Raw genomic sequence first — 23,887 nt, 5'->3', positions numbered from 1 at the left:
ATCATCAGCTACGCTTTGTCTCGCCGCGTACCTGTTTGGCAATGCGGTCTAATACCGCATTCACCAGCTTTGGCTCATCATGCTCGAAGAAAGCGCGGGCGATCTCGACATATTCGGTAACGATAACTGCCGTTGGAACATCCTTGCGCTCCAGCACTTCGAACGTGCCTGCACGCAAAATGGCGCGGACAGTTGCGTCTAGGCGCGACAGCGGCCAGTCCTCCTGCAATGCGGAACGAACCAGCGGGTCGATCTTGGTCTGATCACGCACAACGCCCGATACGATAGAGCGGAACCACGATGGGTCAGCCTTGAGGTAGGTGTCGCCATCCACTTCCTGACCAAGACGATGTGCCTCATATTCGGCAACAACTTCCATCACGCCTGTGCCACCGACATCCATCTGGTACAGCGCCTGAACGGCAGCAAGGCGCGCAGCGCCACGCTGGTTCACAGGCTTGCTTGATGGCTGACGAGGCTCGGAACTGTTTTCAGTATTCGACATGCCTCAGCCACCCAGTTTCTTTTTAAGTTCGATCATGGTCAGGGCTGCACGGGCAGCGAAACCGCCCTTGTCCTTGTCCGAGCGACGCACGCGTGCCCAGGCCTGCTCTTCGTTCTCGACGGTCATGATACCGTTGCCGATTGGCAGCGATTCACTGACGGCCAGGTCCATCAGCGCGCGCGAAGATTCGTTGGAAACGATATCGAAGTGGTAGGTTTCACCACGGATCACCATACCAAGGGCAACGAAACCGTCATATTCAGTGCCGTCATTGTCTGCGCCATCCAGCGCCATGGCAATTGCCGCCGGGATTTCGAGTGCGCCTGGAACGGTGATGATATCGTAGGTCGCACCGGCTTCGTCGAGTGCGAACTTCGCGCCTTCGAGAAGCGCATCGGCCATATCGTCGTAAAAACGGGCTTCGACGATCAGAAGGTGTGGGTTGGACATGGGAGATTTCCTGAAAAGGTTTTGCCGAAAACATTCCGGCTTTTTGCGCGGTCAAACCATGGCTTGCGTGGTTTAGCAAGCATTTTCGTATGTGTAACTGCAAGTAGCCGCCGGAGCGGTGCCTTATCTTATCTGCAAAAATGCAAATTCAAATCAGCTTCTTTGCAAGGCCAGATGCACACCAAGTCCCATCAGCACCGTGCCGGCGGCACGTCGAGTAAGCCGCTGCATGGAACCAGAACGCTGCAACCTGCCCAACATTGCACCCGCCAAAAGCACGCAGACCAGATCGGCAGACGAAAAAATGACATTGACCAGAACGCCGAGGATCAGGAACTGCAACCATACAGGAAAGGCAGCCGCAGGATCCACGAATTGCGGCAGAAATGCCAGGAAGAACAGAGCTGTCTTCGGGTTCAGCACATCCACGATAATGCTGTCGAAAAAGGCACGCTTGGCTGATTTCGGCGCGATCGCCAGATTGACCTCGCCACCGGCAACCTTTGTGCGCAGCATCGAAAAACCAAGCCAGATCAGATAGGCAGCGCCGCAAAGTTTGACGACCATATAAAGCCAGGGAACAGCTTGAAACAGCACGGACATGCCGGCAGCGGCGGCGATGATGTGCACATAACAACCGATATGAATACCGAGAACCGACATCAGGCCAGTGGCACGTCCCCGCGCCATGGTTTGAGCCGCCGCATAAAGCATGGCGGGCCCCGGAATATAGGCAAACACAACAGTCGTTATGAAAAAGGTGATCAGCAGTTCATAAGACGGCATGATTTTTCCTTTCGACCGTAGGTGCAGCAGAATTCATTTTGTAGCCGAAACAAAAATACCCGTTTGGCAAAAGGGGCAAGTGTTTTTATTTTGTCAGCGCTCATAGACCCGGCTTTAAAGAGCAAGCCCCATGAAACCAAAATTGCAGGCGCAGACACCATGATCCCTATCCCGACACTGGAAACACCACGCCTGACTTTGCGCGCGCACCGGCTTGAGGATTTCGAGACCTATGCTGCACTTTGGGGAAATGAAGATGTGGTGCGTTATATTGGTGGCTCACCCTCGACGCCGGAACAGACATGGGCACGGCTGCTACGCGCTGCCGGTCATTGGCACCATTTCGGCTTCGGTTTTCTGATCATTGAAGAAAAGCAGAGTGGCAGGGTCATTGGTGAAGCCGGTTTCCATGAAGCCAAGCGTGACATGAAACCTTCCATCGAAGGCACGCTGGAAACAGGCTGGCTGTTGTCGCCCGACCAACATGGCAAGGGCTATGCGCTTGAAGCACTGCAAGCTTTGGTCGCCTGGGGAGAGCAGAGCTTTCCCGCCATGACCATGACGGCGATCATCAACCCTGAAAACCAGCCTTCCCTAAAACTGGCGGCAAAGCTGGGCTTTCAGGAATTTGCCCGGAGTGAATACCACGGAGAGGTTATTGTGCTGTCGCGGCCGGGAACTCAGCCAGCCTAGCGGCATAACGGGCCATGGTGTCGACTTCAAAATTCACGAAGTCACCAGCCTTGCGTTCACCCCATGTGGTGACGGCCAGCGTGTGACGGATGAGCAGAACGTCGAAATCTGTACCTTCAACGGCATTGACGGTGAGCGAAGTGCCATCCAGCGCGACTGAGCCCTTTGGCGCAACAAAACGTGCGAGGTTTTCGGGCGCACGCAGGCGAATGCGAACCGCTTCGCCTTCCGACTCAACCGACAGGATTTCAGCCTTGCCATCGACATGGCCGGACACGATGTGGCCGCCGAGCTCATCACCAATCTTCAAGGCGCGCTCCAGATTGACCTTCGCGCCCTTCTGCCAGCTTGCAATGGTGGTCAGGCGCAGGGCTTCTTCCCAGGCTTCCACCTCATACCAACGTTCATTGCTGCCTTCATCCGGCAGTTTGGTCACGGTCAGGCAGATGCCACCATGGGAGATCGATGCACCCATGTCGATTGTCTTGGGGTCGTAATTGGTCGAGACCCGCAGACGCACGCCTTCCGGCAGTTCCGAGAGTTCAGCAACAGTTCCAACATCGGTGACAATTCCGGTAAACATCAAAGCGGCCTTTCATATTCAAAGCAGCGGTCGGCCCCAAAGGCCGTCTCACCGACGAACGTAAATTCCTTGGGCATATCGTTGCGCGCAAGCGGTGATTCAACCCCACCGGCACCGATCGCGTCAGGCCCTTCAAACAGCAGGATACGATCGACCAGTCCAGCTTCCAGGAATGAGCGGGCAACAGCCGCACCGCCTTCCACCAGAAGGTTGGACATGCCGCGCTCACCAAGCGAGTGCAAAAGGCTGGCGAGGCCAACAGCATCGAGAAGTTCAACGCCGACACCGGCCAAAAGCCCGCCCTGCATCAGATGCCAGGCTTCATCTGCCCGTGCGGTCTGGTTGCTCGTCACCACAATGACGGGCACGTCACGTGCCGTGCGAACCAGCTTCGACGACGTTGGGATTTGCAAATTGCGGTCCAGCACGATGCGAATAGGAGAACGGTCTTCCATGCCTGGAATACGCACAGTCAGTTCAGGGTCATCGGCCAGAACGGTGCCAATACCGACAAGGATGGCGTCACATTCAGTGCGCAGGGTCTGCACGGCCTGACGTGCCTCTGGTCCGGTGATGGCAATCTGTCCCTCACCTTCCCTGCCTATCTTGCCATCCGAGGAAACGGCAAGTTTCAGAATCACCTGCGGGCGGTTCTTCGTTTTGCGGATGAGGTATCCGGCAAGCCCGCGCTGCGCCTCTTTGCGCAGCAATCCGGTTTCCACCTGAATGCCAGCATCACGCAGGATCTGGTACCCACGGCCCGACACACGTTCATCGGGATCATCTACCGCCACCACGACGCGTGCCACACCGGCTTCAACCAATGCATTGGCACAGGGCGGTGTCTTTCCGTAGTGTGAACAGGGCTCCAGCGTCACATAGGCGGTTGCGCCGAGGGCAGCTTCGCCGGCCAGCGCCAGCGCGTTGCGCTCGGCATGCGGGCGACCGCTCACCGATGTCGATGCTTCGGCAACGATGTTGCCGTCCTTGACGATAACACAGCCAACAGAGGGATTTGTATCGGTTAGACCGAGATGGCGGCGCGCAACCTCAATTGCCCGCGCCATGAATTTCTCATCATCGGCAGGGCTGGTCACGCTTAGGCCCCCGCATCCGTATCACGGGCAATCTTAGCGTTGATCTCGGCAATAACGTTCTCGAAGTCCTCCGCATGGGAGAAATCACGATAGACCGATGCGTAACGCACGAAAGCCACGTCATCGAGGCTTTTCAAAGCCTCGAGAACCTGCAGGCCAATTTCTTCCGACGGAATTTCCGTCTCGCCAGAACTTTCCAGCCTGCGAACGATGCCGGAAACGGCGCGTTCAATCCGGTCACGATCAACCGGGCGCTTGCGCAGCGCGATCTCGAAAGACCGCACCAGCTTGTCCCGGTCGAACGGCAGCTTGCGGCCGCTCTTTTTCAGCACCATCAACTCGCGCAACTGCACGCGTTCATAGGTGGTAAAGCGACCGCCGCAATCAGGGCAGATGCGCCGCCGGCGGATGGAGGTATTATCCTCCGCGGGTCGAGAGTCCTTGACCTGCGTGTCTTCCGAACCGCAAAAAGGGCAACGCATCAGCTATTCTTCCTTACATATACGGGTACATCGGGAAACGGCCGGTCAGTGCGACGACCTTTTCACGAACTGCAGCTTCGACGGCAGCATTGCCTTCGTCGGAGTTGGCGACCTTCAGGCCATCCAGCGTCTCAACGATCAGCTTGCCGATTTCACGGAATTCCGCTTCCTTGAAACCGCGTGTCGTGCCGGCTGGTGTGCCGAGGCGCACGCCGGAAGTGACGAAAGGCTTTTCAGGGTCGAATGGAATGCCGTTCTTGTTGCAGGTGATGTAAGCGCGGCCGAGAGCAGCCTCTGCACGCTTGCCGGTGGCGTTCTTCTTGCGAAGGTCAACCAGCATCAGGTGGTTGTCGGTACCGCCGGAAACAACATCCAGACCGCCTTCGATCAGCGTTTCGGACAGGGCCTTGGCGTTCTTGACGACCTGCGCTGCATAATCCTTGAACTCAGGCTGCAGGGCTTCACCGAAGGCAACAGCCTTGGCGGCGATGACGTGCATCAGCGGGCCGCCCTGGAGACCAGGGAATACAGCCGAGTTGAACTTCTTGGCCAGATCCTCGTCATTGGTAAGGATCATGCCGCCACGTGGGCCGCGCAGCGACTTGTGCGTGGTGGTGGTGGCAACGTGGCAATGCGGGAATGGCGATGGGTGCTGACCACCGGCAACGAGACCAGCAATGTGCGCCATGTCGACCATGAGGTAAGCGCCAACTTCGTCAGCAATCTCGCGGAAACGCTTCCAGTCCCAGATGCGGGAGTAAGCCGTGCCGCCAGCCAGAATAAGCTTCGGTTTGGTTTCCTTGGCCTTGCGCTCAACTTCGTCCATATCCAGCAGGTTGTCGCCTTCGCGAACACCATAGGACACAACGTTGAACCACTTGCCGGACATGTTGACCGGCGAACCGTGGGTCAAGTGACCTCCCGAGTTCAGGTCAAGACCCATGAAGGTATCGCCCGGCTGCAAGAGCGCCAGGAACACGGCCTGGTTCATCTGCGAACCGGAGTTTGGCTGAACGTTGGCGAAGTTGACGCCGAACAGCTTCTTGGCACGCTCGATGGCCAGGTCTTCAGCGATATCCACGAACTGGCAGCCACCGTAGTAGCGCTTGCCCGGATATCCCTCGGCATATTTGTTGGTCATGATCGAGCCCTGCGCTTCAAGTACAGCGCGGGAAACAATGTTTTCCGAGGCGATCAATTCGATTTCGTGACGTTGGCGACCAAGCTCCTTCTCGATCGCACCGAAAATATCCGGATCGACTTCGGCTAGTGGGCGAGAGAAGAAGGCATCTGTGTTCGACATGATGGAAGCTCCTGAAACAGTAATGCGATGGCGTCTTAACGCCCTGCCCTTTCAAGAGCAATACAGGCAACGAGATTTGCCCGTCAAACTGCGACGTTTGACGAAAAAATCGTCACGTACTGCCATTAAAATACGTCGCGCTTAATCACCCTCATGCAATGCGCTTCAAATCTTTGTTGCATGGTGCGTCTTTCATTCAAATTCGTCGGCTGTTTTGAGGAGACATTCTTCGACAAACAAAAAAGCCGCGTCCATCAAGAACGCGGCTTTCATTTAAGGCTTTCAGTACCGATCAGTTACGCGGCACGAGATCGTCATCGATCGAGCCGGATGGCTGTTCCATGCCGCTGGTGGTGTTCAGCGCCAGTTCCGCATTGCCATCATTGCCGTAGATATCATCACGGAACTGCACAACGCCGTCCTTTGCGGACCAGGCTGTGATGTAAACGAAATAAACCGGCAGTTCCTGCGCCAGCTTGATCGGCGTGTTCTGGCGGGTGGAAATAACCCGCTCGATTTCCTGACGCGACCAGCCGGGCGTATCACGCAACATCCAGCTCGTCAGATCGCGAACGTTCTGAACGCGAACACAGCCTGACGATTCGAAGCGCATCAGCTTGTTGAAAAGCCCCTGCTGCGGCGTGTCGTGCATATATTCATTGTTCGGGTTATGGAAGTTGATCTTCGTCGAGGACATTGCGTTGTTCTTGCCCGGGTCCTGACGGAACATCAGGTTCGGGGCCTTTGGCGCAAACCAGTCAACTGTCGTCGGCGAAACCTCTTGGCCCTTGCCATCGATGAGGCGGATATTGTTCCGCTCAAGATAGGTCGGATCCTTCTGCATCAAAGGAACGATGTCCTTTTCGATGATGGAGCGTGGCGAGGTCCAGTAAGGGTTGAGGATAACCTCATAGATCTTGGAGTTGATGACGTGCGTTGGGCGGCTTGCACGACCCACGACAGCCGTGTTGCGCAGAACAACGCGATCATTTTCAACCGCTTCAATATAGGCAGCCGGAATGTTGACCATCACGTAACGCTGGCCAAGATCACCCGATCTGGATTGAATGCGCACAAGGTTGGTCTGCAGCTGCGAAAGACGCGTCTGGGCGGGTACGTTCATCGCCTTCAGCGTAAATTCGCCGATCACACCATCGGCAGGCAGACCATGACGGGCCTGAAAACGCTTCACCGAACCGTCAACATAGCTGTCGAAAGAGCTGGACATGCCGGCAGACTGGTCAAGGTCGCCAGAGATCACCAGACGGCGACGCAGATCCTGCACCGCGCCGTCGGTAACGCCAAGCTGAAGGCGCTGTTGGCCCGCATTGACCTGCGGCCAGCCCCCGTTGGAAACGATGTTCTGATGGACAAGAATGGCCTGCTGGATATTCATCGGCGCATCAAGGCCAAGGACCGGGCTGTTGGACACAACACCAACTGACGCACGCGATGCCTGTGCGTCGAACTGATCATCCCAATTGCCGCGACGCGGTGCACCGATCAGATCATCGATTGCGGTCTGCGCCAGAGCTGGTGCAGCTAAAGCCGCCGCCCCGACAGAAACAGCCGAACGCAGCAGCGTACGGCGGGAGAGAACTTCAGTTCCGATCTTCTTTGTCATATTTACCCTACCAGCCATTCTAGAGGCACTATGAACAATGCCTAAAGCCATATGTTTAACAAACACGCTCACAGCGTGAACCGGTCGGCAAATACGCTCACCGAAATCGCTGGACCAAAAGGGCCGCAACGCCAGACAAACCACCGGTTTAGTGTGAATTTGCGGTCTCATATCAATATGGCCAATTCGTGTCACCAACCCTTTGCTCACGAAGCTGTGTGACAAGCAAAAATTGTGACGAGGCATTGCTGCAACACGCCAATAACGACGAAACCGGACGCGACGTCAGCCGCATCCGGTTTTGAGTACAGAATTTTTAAGGCCTGATTACAGGCGGTAAGCGATCGAGTCGTTCCAGAAACGGTCCAGACGCTGCAGCAGACGGTTCATTTCAGAGAACTCGCCGGTGCCGATGCCGCCGACCTTTTCAATCGAACCGATGTGGCGCTCATAGAGGCGGGCAACGGTTTCAGCGATCTGCTGGCCCTTGTCCGTCAGGCTGATGCGAACCGAACGACGGTCGATGCGCGAGCGCTGGTGGTTGATGAAGCCAAGGTCAACCAGCTTCTTGACGTTGTAGGAAACGTTCGAACCGAGGTAGTAACCGCGCGAACGCAGCTCACCGGCGGTCAGTTCAGAGTTGCCGATGTTGAAGAGCAGAAGTGCCTGGACGGCATTGACGTCATCACGACCCTGACGGTCGAACTCGTCCTTGATCACATCAAGAAGACGACGGTGAAGACGTTCTACGAGGTGCAGCGATTCCATGTAGAGCGAACGGATTGATTCTTCCTGTACATCCGAAACTGCTGCCTGTGGCTTTACTTTGCTATTGATCATGACTGCCTCACTGTTTTTGTTTGGCGGTTTTTGTTTTGTGTTCCGCCTTGAGTGAGAACCTATCGAATGCGCATAAAATTCTACTTAAAATGCAGGCTTAACAAATCCTTACCGTACATTTCCCATTGTGGACGGCCTTTTGACCAATCGCAGGGCGTCCAAAAATAGCTCAATTAAATCAATGCTCTAAACATTAAAATTTGAACGATTTCGGCCTTGAAAGCTTTATTATTATGGTAAATCAGACCTTACCCGATCCTCGTTCTGGCGGTTATCGAACCAGAAAGAGGCCCGAAACAGGGCATAAACGGCCGCAACAAGCCCGTGCATAATTGGGACAATTGTGTTGTGTCCGAAGATATCTGGCCAAATCCGATACATGGCAACTTGCGCACCGGCGCCGATAACCCAGATGACGGCGCCCCAGGATGCACCGACCCATAATCCAAGTGCGGCAACAGGGAAAAGTACGGCCAGACCACTGCCGGCAACACGCCATGGCAGGTTGAGCATATCAAAGCGCCCGCGCCCGCCCAACGAATAGCCAGTCAACATCGCCCAATATTGCAAACCGAACCAGAAACAGGAGATGGCGACCAGCCGCAGGAAACCCACGAAAAGGATTTCCGTCAGCGATCTTTTCAGCACGGGCGAAGAATCATGTTCCATGGCGGGACGATACGTCGAACCGTTGCAAGCGACCAGCGGCTTGTTTCCGGTCACTGATCCTATCCAAGAATTTTATCGCATATTTTTCGAGGGTGCGGCGAAGCGTACATTCGTCAAGTCTGGGCAAGCATGTTAATGAGGCTCTCATCATACCTGCCATCCGCTGATGGCAGGCAGGAAGGACGATTATTATGAATGACAAGACACACCTCGTTGATGATGTAACCGGACACCGCCGCATGCGGCGCAATCGCAAGGCAGATTGGACACGCCGCCTGGTTCAGGAATCGAGACTGACCGTTGATGACCTCATCTGGCCGGTTTTTGTGGTGCCGGGCACCGGCATTACAGATCCGATCCCTGCCATGCCCGGCGTCAACCGCATGAGTGTGGACCGTCTTGTCGAGGCTGCACGTGAAGCGGCCGATCTCGGCATTCCGGCAATTGCCACCTTCCCCAATATAGAAATGAACCTGCGTGACGAGACCGGCTCCCAGGTTCTTGAGGCCAATAACCTCATCAATCTGGCAACTGCCGCCGTCAAGAAAGCCGTGCCAAATATTGGCATGATTACTGACGTGGCGCTTGATCCGTTCACCAGCCACGGCCATGACGGCATTTTGCGCGGTAATGATATTGTCAATGACGAGACCGTCGACCATGTCGTCAAGGCGGCCATTCTGCAGGCCGATGCCGGCTCCGACATTATTGCCCCATCGGAAATGATGGACGGACGTATTGGTGCTATCAGGCGCGGCCTTGATGCCGCCGGTCACCAGAATGTTGGCATCATGTCCTATGCCACCAAATTCTCCTCGGGCTTTTACGGCCCCTACCGCGAAGCGATCAGCACCGGCGGTCTGCTGAAGGGCGACAAGAACAGCTATTACATCAACCCGGCCAACGGCACAGAAGCGGTGCGTGACGCAGCCCTCGATGTCGAGGAAGGCGCCGATATGCTGATGGTCAAGCCGGGTCTGCCCTATCTCGATATTTGCTGGCGTCTGAAGGAGGCATTCGGTTTGCCGACTTTCGCGTATCAGGTGTCTGGCGAATACACCCAGATCAAGGCTGCCGCCATGCAGGGTTGGATCGATGGCGACCGGGTGATGATGGAAACGCTTCTGTGTTTCAAACGCGCTGGCTGCGATGGCATCCTGACCTACTTCGCCGTTGAAGTCGCTCGCGCGCTCGCCAAAGGGAAATGACGCAAACGCCAGGGAAACAGATTGAAACTCGCGCGTTTCTCACCATATCAAAAGCAAACAGGAGAAACGCGATGAGTATTGAGCCAAACAACACCTATGCAGTGCCGCAGGACTGGCGCGCTTATAGCGGCGTGTTGAGCCGTCGTGTTTTTGCGTTCTGCATCGACTACCTGTTGATTGCCGTGTTGTGGGTGCCAGCAGCGGTCCTGGTGTTTTTCCTTGGCGTTATCACACTGGGTCTGGCGTGGATCCTCTACCCAGCCCTCTATATTATTGTCGCACTGCTCTATTTTGGCATGACGCTTGGTGGTTCATCGCAGGCATCTCCGGGCATGAAAGCCATGGGCATTGCCATGGCACGCACGGATGGCCGTCAAATTGACTTCCTGATTGCGACTGCGCACATCGTGCTGTTCTGGGTGCTGAACTCGGTACTGACGCCACTTATTCTTCTGGTGGGCCTGTTTACCGATCGCTCACGCCTGATCCACGACCTTTTGCTTGGCACTGTTGCAATCCGCACCTCATAATCGAGGTTCGGTTGCAAACAGTTCAGTAGTAAATGACACGGTAGTATAATCGGCCAGTTGACGTTTTTCCGGTTTTTGCCATTCTGTCACAATATGCGACAGGCGAAGGGAGCAACCAAGGTTCGATGAATACCCAGACAACGCCTTCCCCGCAGTTCTACCTGACGGCACCGGCCACTTGTCCCTATCTTTCCGGCGAACTTGAACGCAAGGTGTTCACACACCTTGTCGGGCCGCGGGCTGCCGAAATGAATGACCTGTTGACCCAGGGTGGTTTTCGCCGTTCGCAAAACATTGCCTATCGCCCGGCCTGTGAAACCTGCCGCGCCTGCGTGTCCGTTCGCATTCTGGCCGAACATTTTACCCCGACGCGTTCGATGCGTCGGGTTCTATCAACCAACAGCGATATTGTCTCCAGCATCCACACGACGGAACCGTCAACCGAACAGTTTGCGCTGTTTCGCCGTTACCTCGACAGCCGCCACCATGATGGCGGCATGTCGGACATGTCGGCGCTGGATTATGCAGTCATGGTGGAAGACACCCATGTGAACACCCGCGTCATTGAGTATCGCGTGCGGGTTCCCGGTTCCGGCATTGACAGCACCAAGCGCGGTGAATTGCTGGCCGTGGCGCTGAGCGACGTCATGAGTGACGGCCTGTCCATGGTCTATTCGTTCTTTAATCCCGAGATGGAGCGCCGGTCGCTGGGCACATTCATGATCCTTGATCATATTGCCCGCACCCGCAATCTTGGCCTGCCGCATGTCTATCTCGGTTACTGGGTCAATGGCTCCCAGAAAATGGGCTACAAGACGCGTTACCAACCGCAGGAACATCTGACGCCGCGCGGCTGGGAGATTTATGATCACAAGCAGGACGAAGGTGCGGAAAAGCCTTAAGGCCGCCGTTAGTTTTTAAAGGCCAAGTCCGGATATAAAAAAGCGGCGAAACAGATGTCTGTTTCGCCGCTTTTGTTGTTTTTCAGTTCCAACTTAACCGCTGAACTTGCCGCTGCGTGGGAAACCTTTCGGCACGGTGCGGCCGGCGGTTGCGCGGTCGCCCATCCATTCGGTGAGCTCGTCGCCAACCTTGCTGAAGCTGCGCCCTGCGCTGTCTTCCCATGCCAGACCTTCGGCAAAGACAAAACATTTCGCATCGGAAATGCCGCCGTCCTTGTAACGCTGCAGGCGAACGCCCTTACCGCGTGACATTTCCGGCATCTGTGCCAGTGGGAAGGCCAGAAGTTTGCGGTTCTCGCCGACAACAGCAACATAATCGCTGTTGGCAGGAACCGGCACGACCAGCTTTGTTTCATCCGGCATCGACACATTCATGATCTGCTTGCCCTTACGGGTATTGGCGATCATTTCCGATTCAGTGATGATGAAGCCATTGCCGGCGGTGGATGCCAGCAGCAACTTTCGCGCCGGGTCGTGTACGAAGGCAGTCAGGATGTCCTGATCATTCTCCATATCGACCATGATGCGGACCGGTTCACCGTGACCACGGCCACCCGGCAGCTTGTCAGCGCCCAGCGTGTAGGCTTTGCCGCCGGTGGTGACCAGCAACAACTTGTCGGTGGTCTGTGCCGGGAATGCCAGCTTCAAACCATCACCTTCCTTGAAGGTCAGCGACGACGTGTCGGAAATGTGTCCCTTCAGCGCCCTGATCCAACCCTTCTCAGAGATAACAACCGTGACAGGTTCTTTCTCGATCATGGACTGATGGATGGCTTCGAGGTCGGCATCTGGTGCATCGGCGAACTGCGTACGACGGCGACCGAGTTCGGTTGCCTTGGCGTATTTTTTCTTCACTTCGCCAATTTCAAAGGAAACGACCTGCCACTGTTTGTCGTCAGATGCCAGCAGCGCTTCGATCTCGGCCTTTTCCTTGCTCAGAGCATCGAATTCCGTACGGATTTCGAATTCTTCCAGTTTGCGCAAGGAGCGCAAACGCATGTTGAGAATGGCTTCGGCCTGGATATCCGTCAGCCCGAAGCGCTTCATCATGATCGGCTTCGGTTCATCCTCCTCGCGGATGATGCGGATAATCTCATCAATATTGAGATAGGCGATTAGCAAGCCGCCGAGAATTTCCAGACGGCGATCAATGGCAGCCAGACGGAAGCGCGAACGACGGACCAGCACGTCCTTGCGATGGCTGAGCCATTCCAGCAGCACTTCATTCAGTGCCATCACCTTCGGGATTTTGCCGAGCGACAACACGTTCATGTTAAGCGGAATGCGGTTTTCAAGATCGGTGAGCTTGAACAGCGATTCCATCAATAGTGTTGCGTCGACCGTGCGGTTCTTTGGAACCAGCACGACACGCACGTCTTCTGCAGACTCGTCGCGGATGTCTTCCAGCAATGGAAGTCTGCGGGCGATCAGCAGTTCTGCGATCTTTTCAATCAGGCGCGATTTCTGCACCTGGTAGGGAATTTCGGTGATGACGATCTGGTAGCCGCCACGGCCAAGATCTTCGACTTCCCACTTTGCGCGAACGCGGAAACCACCACGACCTGTCTTGTAGGCGTCGAGAATGTTTTCGCGGCTTTCGACAATAATGCCACCGGTCGGCAAATCCGGACCTGGCATAAATTCCAAAAGCTTTTCAACGGGCGCATCGGGATGCTTGATCAGATGCAGGGCCGCATCACAGATCTCATGGGCATTGTGCGGCGGGATGGACGTTGCCATGCCCACGGCAATACCGGACGCACCATTTGCTAGAAGGTTGGGAAACGCGCCGGGCATAACGATCGGCTCTTCGTCTTCCTCATTGTAGGTCGGACGAAAATCAACCGCGTCCTGGTCGATACCTTCCAGCAGCAGCGCCGTGACTTCGGTCATGCGCGCTTCGGTGTAACGCATCGCCGCTGCACCATCGCCATCGATGTTGCCGAAGTTACCCTGACCATCGACCAGCGGATAACGGATCGCGAAATCCTGCGACAGGCGAACCAGCGCATCATAGATCGAGGCGTCGCCGTGCGGATGGAATTTACCCATCACGTCACCGACGATACGTGCGCACTTCTTGAACGCCGAGTTCGGGCGGATGCCCATTTCGCTCATGGCATGCACGATGCGACGGTGCACCGGTTTCAGGCCATCGCGCACATCCGGCAGCGCGCGGTGCATGATGGTCGACAGCGCATAGGCAAGGTAACGCTCTTCGAGCGCAGCCTTGAGATCGACCGGATGAATGTTATCATCTCCGCCAGACGGAGGAACAAGATTTTTTCCCATGCTGCTTGACTAGCCGAAATGCTGATTCCCAGCAAGGAATCCGGGGGCTTTCGCCTGTGGATGAAGGAAGAACAATCGATATTTGGCACATGGAACACAGTCTGCGTTAAAATCGTTGAAGCGCGATGCCCAAATCTGAACAATTCATTAAGGCTGATTGAGAAATGACATTGCTGCCCTCAGCCCCCCAAGAGTTTGGGGAGTGGACAGCATTCCGCAAGCACCTATAAATGCGACGAACGTTAGATTCAAAGTAGACCACAAAAGGGAAGAAACAACCATGAAGACCAATTTCCGGGCGCTTTTGCTTGCCAGTTCAACGGTTCTGGCATTTTCCGGTACGGCTTTCGCGCTCGACGGTAACGACCTTCTGAAGAAGATCAACGAGTCCTATAAGACGCAGGGTGCAGGCCTCACCGCCGATGCGGTCGAAACGAACGGCTCGACGGTTGTTTTCAAGGGCGCCGCATTCAGTTCGACAGCTGTTGCAGAGCAGAAGTTCCCTCTGGGCGACATCACGTTCGAAGATGTTGAAGAGAACAATGGCGGGTACCACGTCGGCACCGCAAAATTCGACGACATCAACTTCACCGAAAAACAAACGACGATTACCGTCACCGACATGTACATGAAGGGCATCACCATTCCTGCTGCGGCCAACGCCGGCTCGATTGATGGCCTGTTGTTCTATGACGAAGCCCATAGCGGTGAAGTCAAGGTCAAGGTTGACGGCAAGGACGTGGTCACTCTCGAAGAGACGACCGCAACCATGAACATCAGCGAAGACAAGAACGAAATCAGCTTTGACATGAGTGCAACCGGCTTCCAGGCCGACCTGAGCGACGTCAAGGACCCAGCCAGCAAGGAAGCTCTGGGCAAGCTCGCCATCAAGTCTCTTGCCGGCCAGATGAGCATGGAAGGCACCTGGGAAGTGGCGTCTGGCAAAGTCGATATCAGCGACTACACCTTGGAGCTGGATGACATCGGCAGCCTGAGCCTTGCGTTTGGCTTCTCCGGCTACACACTCGATTTCATCAAGTCGATGCAGGAAACCGTCAAGGCGCAAGCTGAAAACCCGAACAAGGAACAGGCAGATCAGGCCGCTGGCCTTGCGATGCTCGGCCTTGCCCAGCAGCTTAGCTTCGTCAACGCTGAAATCAGCTTCACCGACGACAGCATCAGCAAGCGTGCACTTGATTTTGCAGCCGAGAAGCAGGGCATGACAAGCGACCAACTTGCCCAGACCATCAAGGGCATGGCGCCGTTGATGATGGCACAGTTGAACCTGCCTGAGCTGCAGAACGCCGTATCAGCCGCAGTCAACGCCTATGTCGATGACCCCAAGAATTTCACGATTTCTGCGGCTCCAGAGAACCCGGTTCCGTTCCCGATGATCATCGGTGCGGCCATGGGTGCGCCAAACACGCTGCCAACCGTTCTTGGCGTGACGGTTTCTGCAAACGACTAAGTTTGCCTGCACGGCACGTTGCGCGGTTCAATATTGCCAACGTGCCCTCGCCTACTGAAGCAGCGAGTACCTTCTGAAGACAAGCATCAAAAAGCCCCGGTTTTGCCGGGGCTTTTTTACGATCTGAACTTATGCCGATCCAAGCGTCATCAGGCGACGCGGCGAGGTACCGCACGCTCATGCTGATGTGATGTCTGTTCTTGCAACTGGAACATTTGCAGCAGTTCATTCAGGCGGCCAGCTTCACGTGACAGAACCGCACCGGCTGCATTGTTTTCTTCCACCATGGCGGCGTTGCTCTGCGTTGCCTGATCAAGATGGTTGATGGCGCTGTTGATTTCACCAAGACCGATCGCCTGCTCGCGCGATGCCGCAGCAATGGCGTTGACGTGTTCACGGATATCGACAATCGAACCGCCGATACGCGACAGCGCTTCACCGGTTTCGCGCACGAAACGCCCGCCTTCGCGCACCTCGCTGCCGGAGTTGTTGATCAGCGCCTTGATCTCACCGGCCGCCTTTGCGGAGCGTTGCGCCAGTTCGCGCACTTCCTGCGCCACGACAGCAAAACCGCGTCCTGCCTCGCCAGCACGCGCCGCCTCAATACCGGCATTAAGCGCCAGAAGGTTGGTCTGGAAGGCAATCTCATCGATGACAGAGATAATGCTGCCAATCTGCTCGGAGGACCGCTCGATGCGGGAAACCGCCTTAATTGTATCTTCGAGAAGGCGGTTAGTCTGTTCGGCTTCACTGCCAGCCTGTGTGGCAATGTCCTGCGCCTGTGCGGCACGCTGCGCAGACAGGCGCACATTGGCAGTCAACTCATCCAGTGCGGCTGCCGTCTGTTCCAGGGAGGCTGCCTGCTGTTCTGTCCGGCGCGCCAGATCGTCGGTGCTCTGGCTGATTTCTCGGGCACCGCCGTCAATCGAATAACCGGCTTCGGCGATGCCGCCCATGGCACCATTCAGCTGTGCCAGGGTCTGGTTGAGATCGTGACGCAGCGCCTCGAAATCCTGCGAGAATGGAACCGTCAGCTGAAAGGACAGATCACCCTTGGCAAGACGCTGCAGCGCCGATGCCAGCCCTTGCGTCGCTTCCATCAGCCGTGCCTGTGCATGGGTTTCAGCCTCTTCCTGCAGGCGCTTGCGTTCTGCCTCTGAACGGGCGCGTGCATGGGCCGCTTCTTCTTCCAGCTTCTGTTTGCTGATCGCTGCCAGACGGAAAACTTCCAGCGCCTTGGCCATGGCGCCGAATTCATCGCGGCGGCTTAGCCCCGGCACGGCCAGCGAGGTTTGGCCATCGGCCAGATTGCGCATCGCATCGGTCATGGCAGCGACAGGGCGGCTGATCGACCGTCCGATAAAATAGACGCTGACCAGCAGGCTGAGCACGGTCAGCGCAATCAGCCCCGTCACCATGCGGATTGTCCATTGTTCAGCCGCAGCATTGTCGCTGGCATTGCGGGATTTCTTGGCCGTGTAATAGGCCATGACATCGCCGACGAAAGGCTGCATGGCGACGTAAGCGTTATCGACGTCCTTGCGCAGCCCCTGCTCCACGATCGTCGCTTCGGCGTAAAAGCGGAAAGATGCCGTGTAGATATCCAGCGCATCCATGATGCGTTGACGTTCGGCACCGGGGCGGAACTCCTTCTTCACTTCTGCCTTGAAGGTTTCGACCTCGTCACTGTGCTTCGCCACATAGGCAGGGTCTTGGCGCAGGATAAAATCCTTCTCGTGACGACGCATCATCAACATGCTGGCGCGGATATTGGAGTTTTCAAGTCCTGACACCAGGTTTTCGATATTGTGTACGGCGCGGCGCATTGCGCCTTCAAGACCATCAGACGGAACCAGCCCCAGCTCTTTGTTTTTGGCAACCAGACTTGCAACTGCGGTGGAATAGATACCAAGCGCATTGGTCAGGCTTTCCAACTTCGAGGTCGCGCCGGTATCGTTGTCAGCGCGCAGCGTCTCGATCCGCGAGCCGGTGTCCTTCACCACTCTATCAAAACGCTCGATAGCGGCCATCTGTTTTGCCAGCAGGAAATCCCTTTCCTCAAGCTGTGCGAAGTGCAGGTCCGAGACGATCTCGGAAACGACGATCTGCCGCTCCTCCACCCGCTCTGCTGATTGTTTGTAACCGGCCTCAAGATGGCGCTGGAACAGAAACGTGCCGACCACAACCGCCAACCCAAGCAGCGCCACGAGGACAAGAAGAGAAATACGGTGCGATATGCGCAAGGCAACAGGAAAAAAAGCTGGCATAGGGGACCCTTTCGTTGGCCTACGGAATCCCCTGCAAAGTTTAAGAAATGCCGAAATCAGCGTGACAATCCCGTGAATTTTTTGCGACGCACAAAAGGCAGTTGAATCGAATTTTAAGCGATCAACCCATCATAGTATTTCAGTGACTATTCGGACCTGAGACAGGCTGAAACGCAAAACGGCAGCCCGAGGGCTGCCGTTGCAAATGATCGGTGCGAACCGGATGCCGGTCCGCACATCTTAGACTTAATCAGTCTTTTTCTGTGTTGGAACAACACGCAGTGCCAATTCGCGCAACTGTGTTGGCGTTGCAGGAGCCGGTGCGTTCATCAACAGATCCTGTGCCTGCTGGTTCATCGGGAACAGCGTGATTTCACGCAGGTTCTTGGCGCCGACGAGCAGCATGACAACGCGGTCGATACCGAATGCGCAACCGCCGTGCGGAGGTGCACCGTACTGGAACGCGCGGTAGAGGCCACCGAAGCGGTCTTCAACGTCTGCCTGGCTCAGGCCAACCTTTTCAAACGCCTTGACCATCAGTTCAGGCGACTGGTTACGGATGGAGCCGGAGGCGATTTCGAAGCCGTTGCAGACTGCGTCATACTGATAAGCCTTGATGGACAGCGGGTCCTGGCCTTCCAGCGCTTCCAGACCACCCTGTGGCATGGAGAACGGGTTGTGCGCGAAGTCGATCTTCTTTTCTTCTTCGTTGTATTCGAAGAACGGGAAGTCAACGATCCAGCACATTTCAAAGCGGTCGCGGTCGATCAGGTTCAGTTCTTCAGCGGCACGCGTACGTGCTTCACCAGCGAACTTGTAGAACTTGGCCGGGTCACCTGCCACGAAGAAGCAGGCATCACCAGCTTCGAGGCCGAGCTGTACGCGCAGCGCTTCGGTGCGTTCTTCACCAATGTTCTTGGCGAGCGGGCCGGAACCACCAACCTTGCCGTCTTCTTCCTTCCAGAAGATGTAGCCAAGGCCTGGCTGACCCTGCGACTGTGCCCATGCATTCATACGGTCGCAGAATGCTCTGGAGCCGCCGGTCTTTGCCGGGATAGCCCATACCTGAACCTTCGGGTTCGAGGCGATCATGTTTGCGAAGACCTTGAAGCCGGAGCCATCGAAGTGCTCGGTCACGGCTTCCATGACGATCGGGTTACGCAGGTCCGGCTTGTCGGAGCCGTATTTGCGGATCGATTCATCGTAAGGAATGCGTGGCCACTGCTTGGTAACTGGCTTGCCTTCGGCAAACTGTTCAAACACCGACGTCATCATCGGCTCCATGGTTTCCCAGACATCTTCCTGGGTCACGAAGCTCATTTCCACGTCGAGCTGGTAGAACTCGCCCGGCAGACGGTCAGCGCGTGGATCTTCATCACGGAAGCAAGGCGCGATCTGGAAGTAGCGGTCGAAACCGGCAACCATCAGAAGCTGCTTGTACTGCTGCGGTGCCTGCGGCAGCGCGAAGAACTTGCCTTCATGGATACGGCTTGGCACGAGGAAGTCGCGTGCACCTTCCGGCGACGAGGCCGTGAGGATTGGAGTGGTGTATTCGGCAAAACCAGCCTCAGCCATGCCATTGCGCATGGAGGAGATGATCTGCGTGCGCTTGACGATGCTCTTGTGCAGTGTTTCACGACGAAGATCGATGAAGCGGTACTTCAGGCGTACATCTTCGGGATATTCTGGCTCACCGAACACAGGCAGCGGCAGTTCCTTGGCAACGCCGAGAACTTCAATTTCCTGCGCGTAAAGTTCGATCTCGCCAGTGGCCATGCCCTTGTTGACGGTGTCTTCCGAACGGGCCTTGACCAGACCGTCAATGCGGATGACCCATTCGCCACGCACGGTTTCAGCGGCTTTGAACGCCGGGCTGTCTGGATCGGCAACAACCTGCGTGATGCCGTAATGGTCACGAAGGTCGATGAACAAGACGCCGCCATGATCTCGCACGCGATGAACCCAACCGGAAAGGCGGACAGTCGCGCCGACGTCGGACTTGCGAAGAGCGGCACAGGTGTGGCTGCGGTAACGATGCATTTTGTTATCCTGAAACATGCTGCGGCCTTGTTGCCGCACGATCAAATTTGGCCGGAAAAGCGCATGGCTCGCCCGATTTGTCAAGGCAAAGCACAAGAATGTCGTGTTCTCGTCTGTCCTTCAAGCCGACATGCCACTAAGACTGTGGAACGTTAGACGCTTTTTTCATTCTCCTGCGATGATTCGTCCCCATGAGCCAGATCCGCCCGCTGATTCCCCTTCTCGCAACTGCCGGCATTCTGATCGGTGGCAATGGTCTGCAAGGCACATTTATTGCGTTGCGTGGTCTCTCTGAGGGCTTTTCACCCAGCACCATCGGCCTGATCAGCGCCGGTTACAGCCTAGGCTTTGCAATCGGCTGTATTTACGTCACCAGCCTGTTGCGAAAAATTGGCCATATCAGGGCCTTCGCGGCCCTTGCCGCGATTTCATCAGCCGCCTCCATTTCCATGGCACTGGTCACGCATCCGCTGTTCTGGCTTGCCATGCGTTTTCTGATCGGCATTGCGGTTGCTGGTCTGTTTGCCATCATTGAAAGCTGGATCAACGCACAGGTCACCAATTCCAACCGTGCCCGTGCCCTGTCCATTTACAGGTTGGTCGACCTCGGCTCCGTCACGCTGGCGCAGTACATTATTCCGATGGCCGGCGTTGAAGGGCCAACGGTATTTTCACTGATCGGCATGGCACTGACATTGTCGCTTGTGCCGATTTCACTGGCCGACAAGTCCAACCCTGCCCCGCCCAATGCCATGAAGTTCAACCCAGCCGCCGTGTGGCGCATCTCGCCTTTGGCGGTGGTTGGTTGCGTGGCCGTCGGTCTCAGCATGGCAGCATTTCGAAATATCGGTCCGATCTATGCCGAACAGATTGGCATGTCGGTCACCGCCATCGCCACCTTCATGAGTGCCGGCATTATTGGCGGCGTGGTGCTGCAATATCCGCTGGGTGCCTATTCCGACCGTTATGACCGCCGCATCGTCATTCTCGCCACCACGGCCGGGTCTGTCATCACCGGCCTGTTCCTGGTGTTTTTCGGTGGAACGGACGAATGGACCAATATTATCGGCGTCTTCGTTTTTGGTGCCTTTGCACTGCCGCTCTATTCGCTGAGCTCGGCACACGGCAATGACCACGCCAAGGAAGGCGAACATGCCATGGTCGCATCCGGGCTGTTGTTCTTCTGGTCCTTGGGCGCAACCGTCGGACCGTTGCTTGCCTCGGTGCTGATCGATATCTATGGGCCTAAGGCTCTATTTATCTATACGGCCGCGGTGCAGGTCGTGTTTATCATCTACACCATCTACCGCCTTCAGATGCGTCCAGGCGTGCCTGTTGAAGAGCGCAACTGGCGTTTTAGGGCCCTTTTGCGAACCTCGGCCTATTTCAGCAAACTGGCGGCACAGCCACCGAAAAGTCGTGACAAAAACGACAAGGATGCCGTCTGAGTACTGGAAAACAGCCCCTCAAAGGCTGGGAAATGGCGAGTTTGTATTGACATACGGTGCTCAAAGGGAAAGTAAGACGCATACGTTACAGTACTGGCCAGAAGAACATGATCGAAACGACAGCAGCACTTGCCGACGCCTGCAAGGAACTTGCAAAATCGGACTTCATCACAATCGATACGGAATTTCTGCGAGAGACGACATTCTGGCCTGAATTGTGTCTTGTTCAAATGGCGAGCCCAACACTGGAAGTGCTGGTCGACCCGATGGCGAAAGACATCGACCTTTCGCCGCTGTTCGAACTGATGGCAAACCCTGATGTGGTGAAGGTTTTCCATGCCGCCCGCCAGGACATCGAAATCATCCACCATCTTGGTGGACTTATTCCACACCCGATCTTCGACACGCAGGTTGCCGCGATGGTGTGCGGTTTCGGCGACTCGATCTCCTACGACCAGCTTGTCCAGAAAATCAAATCCGTTCAGATCGACAAGTCGTCGCGCTTCACCGACTGGAGCCGTCGTCCGCTGTCCGAAAAGCAGCTGGACTATGCGCTGGCCGACGTGACCCATCTGCGCGACGTCTATCTGGCGCTGAAAGCCAAGCTTGAGCGCGAAGGCCGCTCGCTGTGGCTGACCGAGGAAATGAACATCCTCGAGTCGCGCGATACCTATGAGTTGCATCCTGACGATGCATGGTTGCGTCTGAAGTCGCGCCTGCGCAAGCCAACTGAACTTGCCATTCTCAAATTTGTGGCCGCATGGCGTGAGCGTGAAGCGCGCAGCCGCAATGTGCCGCGTTCGCGCGTTCTGAAAGACGATGCGATTTTCGAGATTGCCCAGCAACAGCCCAAGGATAGCGAGGCATTGTCGCGCCTGCGCACCATTCCAAAGGGTTGGGAGCGCTCGTCGTCGGGCACCGCCATCATCGAAACCGTTAACGCCGCTCTTGCCCTGCCGAAGACCGAGATGCCACAAGCGCCACGTCACAGCCACTCGCCGGAAGGCTCAGGAGCCGCCGTTGAACTCCTCAAGGTTCTATTGAAACTGACGGCAGACAAGCACGGCGTCGCTGCCAAGATCATCGCCAACAGCGATGACCTCGACAGGATTGCCTCCGAAGGTGAAAAGGCCCAGGTTGCCGCTCTCTCGGGCTGGCGCAAGGAACTGTTCGGTGATGTGGCATTGAAGCTCATCAATGGCGGTGTAGCCTTGCGTTTTGCCGGCAAGAAGGTTGAAGCGGTCGAACTGCCGACTGAATAATATAGACTGTCTCCTCGTCGCCCTTTTTCCATCCGGCCTCTGAGGAGACCGGATTTAAACGCGCGAGCCATTTCCAGTAAACGGGTTAAACGTCTTGTCGTCATTGCCCAACCGGCCTAGATGGCCAGCTAAACGTGCAATCCGGCAACAGTGAAAAAGCGTTTGAAACACCTTTCCAAATCGTCACTTTTGGCAAATCGATTTCCACATTAAAGTCTCGGTTGCAGTCTAGGCAGCCAACGCGCCGACCTCGACGGCGGCTGCAATTCATCGAAAGTATCGGAACCATATGCGAAAGCTCCTTTTAATGCTGGACTACCTGCTGCTGTTTTTGGCAGTTGCCGGCAGCGGCGTCGCATATGCCTTTCTGGAATATGGTGGCGGTCCGTTCATCGGCGCGACCTATGCACTCTTTGCCTGTGCGCCTATTCTTGCCTTTGAGCGCGGCTACATCCTGCCCCGGCTTTCGCACCGCATCAGTTTCCTGCCAACGCCGGCCTACATAGCAATAGGCCTGATCGTCTATGCGGTTCTGGTTTTCTGCGGATTTGCCGTGGGAGGAACATTGCTTTGGGCAACCGGCATTTTGAAAGTCGACTGGCAACGCGCGGTTCATGCCGAACCGCAGACGTTGATTTTCACAGGCATCGTTTGCAGCATCATCGTATTCGTGATGCGGGTGCGAGAACTGCTTGGCCGCGACATTTTTACGGATCTGCTGCTAGGGCGCTATCGCCGTCCCGTGCGTGAAGAGCGCGTTTTCATCTTTATCGACCTTGTTGGCTCCACGACATTTGCCGAAACCCATGGCGATATGAAAGCGCAGGAATTCCTACGCGAAATCTTTGCCACCTATGCCGCACCCGTGCGCCGGCATAACGGGGCAATTGATGATTACATCGGCGATGCCGCCATCATCACATGGCCGTTTCAGGATGCCATCAAGAAGTCAGCCTGCATCAAATGTGTCTTCGACATTCTGGCCGCTATCGAAAAACGGCAGGACTTCTGGATGAAGACCTTCGGCGTCATGCCAAAGTTGCGCTTTGCCCTGCATGGCGGTCCTGTCATCACGGCTGAAATCGGTGTCGACCATCACAAGATCACCTATTTCGGAGACACGGTGAATACCACCGCCCGTCTCGAATCCCTCAGCAAGATGCTTGGCCACCCGATCCTGATCTCGTCCGATCTCATTCACCGCCTTTTGCTGCCAAAGGGCATCAAAAGCGAGTATTTGGGCGAACATGCCGTGAAGGGTCGCGGCCAGACACTGGGTGTCTGCTCGCTGGTGAAGTCATAAATTTTATTTAAAAGAACCAGCAGCTTACTAAAAGCGCATGATTTGGCGATGATAACGTTGCCATCATAAAACTTT

The 23,887-nt window shown here is 55.8% G+C and carries 21 protein-coding genes; 8 read left to right on the top strand and 13 right to left on the bottom strand.

The window, feature by feature from the left end:
* Positions 1 to 4: 4 nt before the first annotated feature.
* From nusB to ACZ5FM_RS04370, 3 genes are all read right to left on the bottom strand, one after another.
* Positions 5 to 505, bottom strand: coding sequence for a transcription antitermination factor NusB (gene nusB / locus ACZ5FM_RS04380; protein ID WP_192487491.1), 501 nt, complete (start codon positions 503 to 505; stop codon positions 5 to 7).
* A 3-nt stretch (positions 506 to 508) separates the two neighbouring features.
* Positions 509 to 955 (bottom strand): 6,7-dimethyl-8-ribityllumazine synthase, encoded by a 447-nt coding sequence (gene ribH / locus ACZ5FM_RS04375; protein WP_192487490.1) that lies wholly within the window; start codon positions 953 to 955, stop codon positions 509 to 511.
* 153 nt (positions 956 to 1,108) lie between these two features.
* Complete coding sequence (locus ACZ5FM_RS04370) at positions 1,109 to 1,741, bottom strand: LysE family translocator (RefSeq protein WP_464039814.1); 633 nt, start codon at positions 1,739 to 1,741, stop codon at positions 1,109 to 1,111.
* A 159-nt stretch (positions 1,742 to 1,900) separates the two neighbouring features.
* Here ACZ5FM_RS04370 and ACZ5FM_RS04365 point away from each other — a divergent pair, with 159 nt between their 5' ends.
* Entirely contained in the window at positions 1,901 to 2,434 is a 534-nt protein-coding gene (locus ACZ5FM_RS04365; RefSeq protein ID WP_275640825.1) for a GNAT family N-acetyltransferase, read from the top strand.
* Here ACZ5FM_RS04365 and ACZ5FM_RS04360 read toward each other — a convergent pair.
* From ACZ5FM_RS04360 to ACZ5FM_RS04330, 7 genes are all read right to left on the bottom strand, one after another.
* Positions 2,397 to 3,017 (bottom strand): riboflavin synthase, encoded by a 621-nt coding sequence (locus tag ACZ5FM_RS04360; RefSeq protein ID WP_250982908.1) that lies wholly within the window; start codon positions 3,015 to 3,017, stop codon positions 2,397 to 2,399. The two genes, ACZ5FM_RS04365 and ACZ5FM_RS04360, sit on opposite strands and share 38 nt — an antisense overlap.
* A complete protein-coding gene (gene ribD / locus ACZ5FM_RS04355; protein ID WP_464039813.1) occupies positions 3,017 to 4,114 on the bottom strand; it encodes a bifunctional diaminohydroxyphosphoribosylaminopyrimidine deaminase/5-amino-6-(5-phosphoribosylamino)uracil reductase RibD in 1,098 nt (365 codons plus the stop codon). The genes ACZ5FM_RS04360 and ribD overlap by 1 nt, the downstream gene beginning before the upstream one ends.
* Before the next feature lie 2 nt (positions 4,115 to 4,116).
* On the bottom strand, positions 4,117 to 4,596 hold the full coding sequence (nrdR, locus tag ACZ5FM_RS04350) for a transcriptional regulator NrdR (protein WP_192487487.1): 480 nt from the start codon (positions 4,594 to 4,596) through the stop codon (positions 4,117 to 4,119).
* Positions 4,597 to 4,609: 13 nt separating this feature from the next.
* Positions 4,610 to 5,899: a serine hydroxymethyltransferase gene (gene glyA / locus ACZ5FM_RS04345; protein WP_192487486.1), complete on the bottom strand. Its 1,290-nt coding sequence runs from the start codon at positions 5,897 to 5,899 to the stop codon at positions 4,610 to 4,612.
* 292 nt (positions 5,900 to 6,191) lie between these two features.
* Positions 6,192 to 7,523, bottom strand: a complete 1,332-nt coding sequence (locus ACZ5FM_RS04340) for a L,D-transpeptidase family protein (RefSeq protein WP_192487485.1) — start codon at positions 7,521 to 7,523, stop codon at positions 6,192 to 6,194.
* Between the two features lie 327 nt (positions 7,524 to 7,850).
* Positions 7,851 to 8,360, bottom strand: coding sequence for a transcriptional regulator LdtR (gene ldtR, locus ACZ5FM_RS04335; RefSeq protein ID WP_192487883.1), 510 nt, complete (start codon positions 8,358 to 8,360; stop codon positions 7,851 to 7,853).
* 234 nt (positions 8,361 to 8,594) lie between these two features.
* Complete coding sequence (locus ACZ5FM_RS04330; protein WP_192487882.1) at positions 8,595 to 9,032, bottom strand: DUF6163 family protein; 438 nt, start codon at positions 9,030 to 9,032, stop codon at positions 8,595 to 8,597.
* Positions 9,033 to 9,223: 191 nt separating this feature from the next.
* On the opposite strand from ACZ5FM_RS04330, the gene hemB reads away from it, so the two are divergent.
* The 3 genes from hemB to ACZ5FM_RS04315 all read left to right on the top strand — a co-directional run bounded on the left by hemB (position 9,224) and on the right by ACZ5FM_RS04315 (position 11,672).
* A complete protein-coding gene (gene hemB / locus ACZ5FM_RS04325; RefSeq protein WP_192487484.1) occupies positions 9,224 to 10,240 on the top strand; it encodes a porphobilinogen synthase in 1,017 nt (338 codons plus the stop codon).
* Between the two features lie 71 nt (positions 10,241 to 10,311).
* The gene (locus ACZ5FM_RS04320; RefSeq protein WP_259145359.1) at positions 10,312 to 10,770 is read left to right on the top strand and encodes an RDD family protein; all 459 of its coding nucleotides are present in this window, start codon (positions 10,312 to 10,314) and stop codon (positions 10,768 to 10,770) included.
* 125 nt (positions 10,771 to 10,895) lie between these two features.
* Positions 10,896 to 11,672, top strand: a complete 777-nt coding sequence (locus tag ACZ5FM_RS04315) for an arginyltransferase (protein ID WP_192487482.1) — start codon at positions 10,896 to 10,898, stop codon at positions 11,670 to 11,672.
* 93 nt (positions 11,673 to 11,765) lie between these two features.
* Here ACZ5FM_RS04315 and parC read toward each other — a convergent pair whose 3' ends face one another.
* The gene (gene parC / locus ACZ5FM_RS04310; RefSeq protein WP_275640822.1) at positions 11,766 to 14,024 is read right to left on the bottom strand and encodes a DNA topoisomerase IV subunit A; all 2,259 of its coding nucleotides are present in this window, start codon (positions 14,022 to 14,024) and stop codon (positions 11,766 to 11,768) included.
* A gap of 280 nt (positions 14,025 to 14,304) precedes the next feature.
* Between parC and ACZ5FM_RS04305 the strand changes: the two genes are divergently transcribed.
* Positions 14,305 to 15,492 carry a hypothetical protein gene (locus tag ACZ5FM_RS04305; protein ID WP_464039812.1) on the top strand — a complete coding sequence of 396 codons (1,188 nt, stop codon included), beginning with the start codon at positions 14,305 to 14,307 and terminating at the stop codon, positions 15,490 to 15,492.
* 149 nt (positions 15,493 to 15,641) lie between these two features.
* On the opposite strand, the gene ACZ5FM_RS04300 is transcribed toward ACZ5FM_RS04305, so the two are convergent.
* Together ACZ5FM_RS04300 and aspS are read right to left on the bottom strand one after the other, a co-directional pair.
* Positions 15,642 to 17,759: a methyl-accepting chemotaxis protein gene (locus ACZ5FM_RS04300; protein ID WP_464039811.1), complete on the bottom strand. Its 2,118-nt coding sequence runs from the start codon at positions 17,757 to 17,759 to the stop codon at positions 15,642 to 15,644.
* A 246-nt stretch (positions 17,760 to 18,005) separates the two neighbouring features.
* The gene (gene aspS, locus ACZ5FM_RS04295) at positions 18,006 to 19,799 is read right to left on the bottom strand and encodes an aspartate--tRNA ligase (protein WP_464039810.1); all 1,794 of its coding nucleotides are present in this window, start codon (positions 19,797 to 19,799) and stop codon (positions 18,006 to 18,008) included.
* A 191-nt stretch (positions 19,800 to 19,990) separates the two neighbouring features.
* Here aspS and ACZ5FM_RS04290 point away from each other — a divergent pair, with 191 nt between their 5' ends.
* The 3 genes from ACZ5FM_RS04290 to ACZ5FM_RS04280 all read left to right on the top strand — a co-directional run bounded on the left by ACZ5FM_RS04290 (position 19,991) and on the right by ACZ5FM_RS04280 (position 23,812).
* Positions 19,991 to 21,247 carry an MFS transporter gene (locus tag ACZ5FM_RS04290; RefSeq protein ID WP_464039809.1) on the top strand — a complete coding sequence of 419 codons (1,257 nt, stop codon included), beginning with the start codon at positions 19,991 to 19,993 and terminating at the stop codon, positions 21,245 to 21,247.
* A gap of 107 nt (positions 21,248 to 21,354) precedes the next feature.
* Entirely contained in the window at positions 21,355 to 22,509 is a 1,155-nt protein-coding gene (gene rnd, locus ACZ5FM_RS04285) for a ribonuclease D (RefSeq protein WP_250982920.1), read from the top strand.
* Positions 22,510 to 22,798: 289 nt separating this feature from the next.
* Complete coding sequence (locus ACZ5FM_RS04280; protein WP_250982921.1) at positions 22,799 to 23,812, top strand: adenylate/guanylate cyclase domain-containing protein; 1,014 nt, start codon at positions 22,799 to 22,801, stop codon at positions 23,810 to 23,812.
* Positions 23,813 to 23,887: the final 75 nt, after the last annotated feature.

The organism is Agrobacterium sp. 5Ca50 (assembly GCF_055381905.1).
Note: the sequence above shows the minus strand (reverse complement) of the source record. Positions and strands in the feature narration are given on the sequence as shown.